Raw genomic sequence first — 4,743 nt, 5'->3', positions numbered from 1 at the left:
CACGCCTCAAGCACCTTGCGATCTTTCCTCGAAAGGTGGACTTCTCTTGCTTCGGGTATCATCCCGACCTTGAATCACGACTCACGTTCCAAGAAAAGTGGGTACTAGGCGGGTCAAACGTGTCCACTTTTGGCCACGGTGCAGACCGCTATTTGCCCGTCAAGCGCGGTAGCCATAAAGGGGGCCGTATGGGTAGTATCGGCCAGTCTCCGTAAGAATTCGCCGTCTAAGCCGCGGATCTCCTTGACCGGCGTCTTCACCATGAAGTCGAGGATGTAGCAGCCGGTGCCGCCGAGGCCGATGATCGCGATGACCTCGTCCTTGAACAGGGCGGCGAGATCGCCGATCTCGGCGTGGCTGGTCAGCGTGTCGCGGAACTTGAACACCGAGTCGCCGATGACGTCGTGGTCGACACGGGGGGTATAGGGGTTAAAGCCGTGCAGGCTCGCGTCATTAACATCGGTCATCCTGCCATCGATGATCTTGCGAAGATGTTCAGGGTTCGTCTCAAAGATGACCTACGCGCTCAAAATCTAGCTGTGATCGCAGAGTTGGCTGTTGGAATGGCTGGCGCCGATGTCGAAAGGATCGTGAAGGACGCCTCGCTTGGAGGAACGACAACTATGTCAAAGGCGCTCAAGTGGCGCGTTTGCGTTCATGAAGCGGCGCACATCTTGGTGGACGTGGTCCTCGTGCAATTGCGTGATGGACGAGCGCGATGACCTCGTCGGCTTCCTGTTCGGTGCTGTCAAAGCGAGCCACGAACCGGATTACATCCTGGCCCCGTCGCGCGAATTGCAGCCCGCTCGCTGCAAGACGGTTGATGGCCAAAGCGGGCCGTCCGCGTGGACGTCATGCTGAGTTCGTGCGGGATCACCTCGTATTGGATGTTTTCAGAGGCTAGGTATTTCTGGAGCGTGGTAGCAATGGGCCATGACAACACCTCCGGTGCAAAATGCAAACCATCCACCGTGACGGCCTTCCCTGCGTACTCTCGCCAATGGGCGGCAGCCTGATTATAGACCCGAGATCGTCGGGATACGAGTGCTGTTGGCGGTAGAGTAGGCGAGCGCCGCAAAGGCGCTTCTAGCGCCGGCTGCATCGGCCGACCTCGCCACTTTGCGCTGTTTCGCGATCCTGGCGCCCAGGTTCGAGCACCCGTGCCCCCGCCTTGAAGCGCTATTCCGACCGCGAAATCGAGCGGCGGGCGTCCCTCATTTCCGCTATGATCAAGCCATGACGATCGGGATCACCGGACCCGAACGGAAGGTACCAAGGCAGAGTGCCGTGGTCGGGCTCACTATTGCGGCCGCTGTCATTGGGGTTTGCCTGATCCTGCTTTGGCTCGCGAGCGACCTCCTCGTCGACTGGCTGTGGTTTTCCTCGATCAATTATCCGCAGGTTTTTTGGACGACAATCGGTGCGAAAACCGTCATCTTTCTTGCGGTCTGGACCGGAACCGCCATCATCCTTTGGGTGAACGGATGGTTCGCCCTGCGCTTTGCCCGACGGCGGTCGACACAGCTTGTCACCGCTTCGGTGTGGAACTTCGCGGTCAACGCGCCGCCAGATTTGCTTGCGCTTTTACGCGGTCGACTGCCGTGGTCCCGGTTGACCGTAGGTGGGGCAACTTTGCTCGCTCTGCTCGTCGCCGCCGCAGAAGTCGGCAACTGGGGTGTCTTCCTGCGGTTTGTCTATCAGGTGCCATATGGCGCAGACGATCCGCTCTACAACAAGGACATCGGCTTCTATCTCTTCTCGCTGCCCGCCTATATCCTCATCAAAAACTGGATCATGCTCGCGCTCGTTCTGAGCGCGCTTTTCGCCGCGGCGATCTACTGGGTGCACGGCGATATCGAATACGACCTTCATCGCCGATCAATGTCGTCGATGGCGATTGCCCACGGCTCGGTGCTGCTCGGTCTTTTCTTTGCAGTGAAGGCCTGGTCCTATGGTCTTGATCGCTATCTGCTGCTCTACGGCGACAACGGTGTGGTCGTCGGCGCAAGCTACACCGATGTCCACGTGAGGCTCCCGGCCTTGTGGTTGATGATCGGACTTTCGGTCATCGCGGCGTTCGCCACGTGGGCAAATTTGCGGGTGCGCACCTACCGGCTTCCTGCCGCCGCGTTCCTGCTTGTCGTGATTGGGTCTTTCGTGTTGTCCAGCGTGATTCCCGTGCTGTTCCGGGAGTTCTTCGTCAAACCAAGCGAATTGGAGCTGGAAAGGCCCTATATCGAACGCAACATTGCGCTCACCCGGCAGGCATACAATCTCGATCAGATCGCAGCCAAGCCGTTTGCGGCGGAACAGAAGCTTAGCTTCAAGACGCTCGACGCCAACAAGGCGACAATCGACAATATCAGGCTGTGGGACTGGCTGCCGTTGTCGGACACCTACGCGCAGCTGCAAGAGATCCGCACTTACTACAAATTCCATGATCTTGATGTTGATCGCTACTGGCTCGATGGTTCTTACCAAAGCGTAATGCTCTCGGCTCGCGAATTGCGGCCCTCCCTGCTGCCGCCGAATGCCCAGACATGGGTCAACCGCCACGTGCTGTTTACTCACGGCAATGGCGCGGTGATGAGTCCGGTCACGCGCAAAAGCACCGAGGGGCTACCGCTGCTCTATTTGCGGGATATTCCTCCGGTTGCGGATGGAGGCCCCAAAATCCACGAGCCGCGCCTCTACTACGGCGAACGGAACGACAACTACGTCATCGTCAAGGGGAGCACGCCGGAATTCGACTATCCGAAGGGAAAGGACAATGTCTACGCGACTTATGACGGTACGGGCGGCGTTCCGATTGGAGCGATGGTGTGGAGAGGCCTGTTCGCTTACTACTTCAACGACCCGAACCTACTGCTCTCAAGCTACATCACGACCGACAGCCGCATCATGATCCGGCGCAATATCGGGGAAAGAGTACGAACGATCGCCCCGTTCCTCAGGCTCGATCACGATCCTTATCTGGTCATCAGCAATGGGCGGATGTTCTGGATGCAGGACGCCTACACGGTGAGTTCGTACTTCCCCTCCGCGCAGCCAGCGCAAGACGAGGATATCAACTACATTCGCAATTCAGTGAAGGTCATCGTCGATGCCTATAACGGGACCGTCGACGTTTACCTGATGGACACCGGCGATCCGATTGCAGCGACCTATCGGCGTATCTTTCCGACCCTGTTCAAGCCATTCTCGGCCATGCCGGCAGATATGCAGAGGCACATTCGCTATCCGGAGGACCTGTTCCTGATTCAGGCGCAGCTCTATCAGAGCTATCACATGGAGGCCGCTGACGTTTTCTATAACCGCGAGGATCTCTGGCAGTTCCCGCGCCAGCCGGGCGGCGGCGGCATTGCGACGATGGCCCCATATTACATCATCATGCGACTGCCCGGCGAGCCGCAGGCCGAGTTTTTCCTCATGCTTCCCATGGTGCCAAGCCGCCGCGACAATATGATCGCGTGGCTCGCCGCGCGTTGCGACGCGCCCGACTACGGCAAGCTGATTGTCTACGAGTTTCCAAAGGAGAAGCTCGTCTACGGGCCGTTCCAGATCGAAGCGCGGATCAATCAGAGCACCGATATATCACAGCAGATCACGCTGTGGAATCAGATGGGCTCGCGGGTGATACGCGGTGCGAACCTGCTTGTGATCCCAATCGAGAACTCGATCCTCTATGTAACGCCGCTCTATTTGCGAGCGGAGCACGGACACCTGCCGGAGCTGAAACGCGTGATCGCAGCCTATGGTGAACATGTGGTGATGAAGGAGACGCTCGACGAGGCCTTGTCAGCACTGTTTATCGAGCCTGGCGCGGTGCGGCCGGTCTCGAGCACGAAGGAGGAAATGCCTGTCGCACGCCCGTCGGCAAGTCAGGCACGGGAGGCGCTCGACCGCTACAATCATGCCGTTGAACGATTGAAGTCCGGCGACTGGAAAGGCTTTGGCACGCAGTTCGACGCAATGCGCGAGCTTCTGGAGGAAATGAACCGGCACGCCACGGGCCACTAGCGTCGCGGCTCCTTTGGCGCTCATTGGGGAACACAGGGGCTGCATAGTTCGGGCTGAACACGCAACGAAGAGAGGCCTTGAGCTTGATCCGATACAGGCGGTGTTTGCACTCGCGGTACGAATGCCACTGAGACGCGAGGAGGACCGCAAGCAGGTCGAGCTGGATCTCCCCTGTGAACCAACCGACAGGCCCACCGTCGCGCCTACTGCCGTAGCCACTGACTGAGTTCATCTTCAGTTACAACACGCTCGAAATTCTCGGTTTTGCTTTTGATACGGTATCGAATGCGGCCGTCCGCCTCAATCGGGAGGCATGCAACAATAGTGTAGACGGTCCGTCCGCCATTGTCGGCGCGGCCCTGCGGTCGCTGCGCTTGATGATGAACGTCGTCGTTGATCGAGAAGATGTAGGGCATTGTGTTCCTTACAGCATTTGTGGCGCGTGCGCCGTACAGAGAAGCCCGCCGGTCCGCTGATTGCAATCAAGGTTTTGCGGGCCGTGAACAGTCCCTTCGAGAAGGCCGCGGAACCCAAGGCCAGCCGCGGCGCCCCTCATCTCATTCCTGTGGCAACCCATGCCACCGGTGGTATGGTGAAGGGGTTCGACCTATTGAAAGAGCTGGCCCCGGTTGTTTGGACAGCGCCCCGCTGGATTTAAGTGGATTCCTGCCGGGTTATGCTGAACGCGGGGCTTTACGGTTTTGTCGTTGCGTCGGGAGGGCG

4 protein-coding genes are annotated in these 4,743 nt (G+C 58.6%); 2 read left to right on the top strand and 2 right to left on the bottom strand.

What is annotated here, in order from left to right:
• Positions 1–113: 113 nt before the first annotated feature.
• Positions 114–467: a hypothetical protein gene (locus QJT78_RS48595; RefSeq protein WP_038945409.1), complete on the bottom strand. Its 354-nt coding sequence runs from the start codon at positions 465–467 to the stop codon at positions 114–116.
• 238 nt (positions 468–705) lie between these two features.
• Here QJT78_RS48595 and QJT78_RS48590 point away from each other — a divergent pair, with 238 nt between their 5' ends.
• Both QJT78_RS48590 and QJT78_RS48585 read left to right on the top strand, forming a co-directional pair.
• A complete protein-coding gene (locus tag QJT78_RS48590) occupies positions 706–861 on the top strand; it encodes a hypothetical protein (protein WP_162136561.1) in 156 nt (51 codons plus the stop codon).
• A gap of 375 nt (positions 862–1,236) precedes the next feature.
• Positions 1,237–4,020 (top strand): UPF0182 family protein, encoded by a 2,784-nt coding sequence (locus QJT78_RS48585; RefSeq protein ID WP_038945407.1) that lies wholly within the window; start codon positions 1,237–1,239, stop codon positions 4,018–4,020.
• A gap of 203 nt (positions 4,021–4,223) precedes the next feature.
• On the opposite strand, the gene QJT78_RS48580 is transcribed toward QJT78_RS48585, so the two are convergent.
• Entirely contained in the window at positions 4,224–4,436 is a 213-nt protein-coding gene (locus QJT78_RS48580) for a hypothetical protein (protein ID WP_038945406.1), read from the bottom strand.
• Between the last annotated feature and the right edge of the window lie 307 nt (positions 4,437–4,743).

The sequence above is a fragment of the Bradyrhizobium sp. Mp27 genome (assembly GCF_029953005.1).
Lineage (GTDB): Bacteria > Pseudomonadota > Alphaproteobacteria > Rhizobiales > Xanthobacteraceae > Bradyrhizobium > Bradyrhizobium barranii.
This window is presented reverse-complemented; position numbering and strand designations above follow the sequence as displayed.

Excerpts from the sequence above, each read along its gene's own strand:
- QJT78_RS48580 (WP_038945406.1), bottom strand. The coding sequence starts at position 4,436 with ATGCCCTACATCTTCTCGATCAACGACGACGTTCATCATCAAGCGCAG.
- QJT78_RS48590 (WP_162136561.1), top strand. The coding sequence starts at position 706 with ATGGACGAGCGCGATGACCTCGTCGGCTTCCTGTTCGGTGCTGTCAAA.
- QJT78_RS48595 (WP_038945409.1), bottom strand. The coding sequence starts at position 467 with ATGACCGATGTTAATGACGCGAGCCTGCACGGCTTTAACCCCTATACC.
- QJT78_RS48585 (WP_038945407.1), top strand. The coding sequence starts at position 1,237 with ATGACGATCGGGATCACCGGACCCGAACGGAAGGTACCAAGGCAGAGT.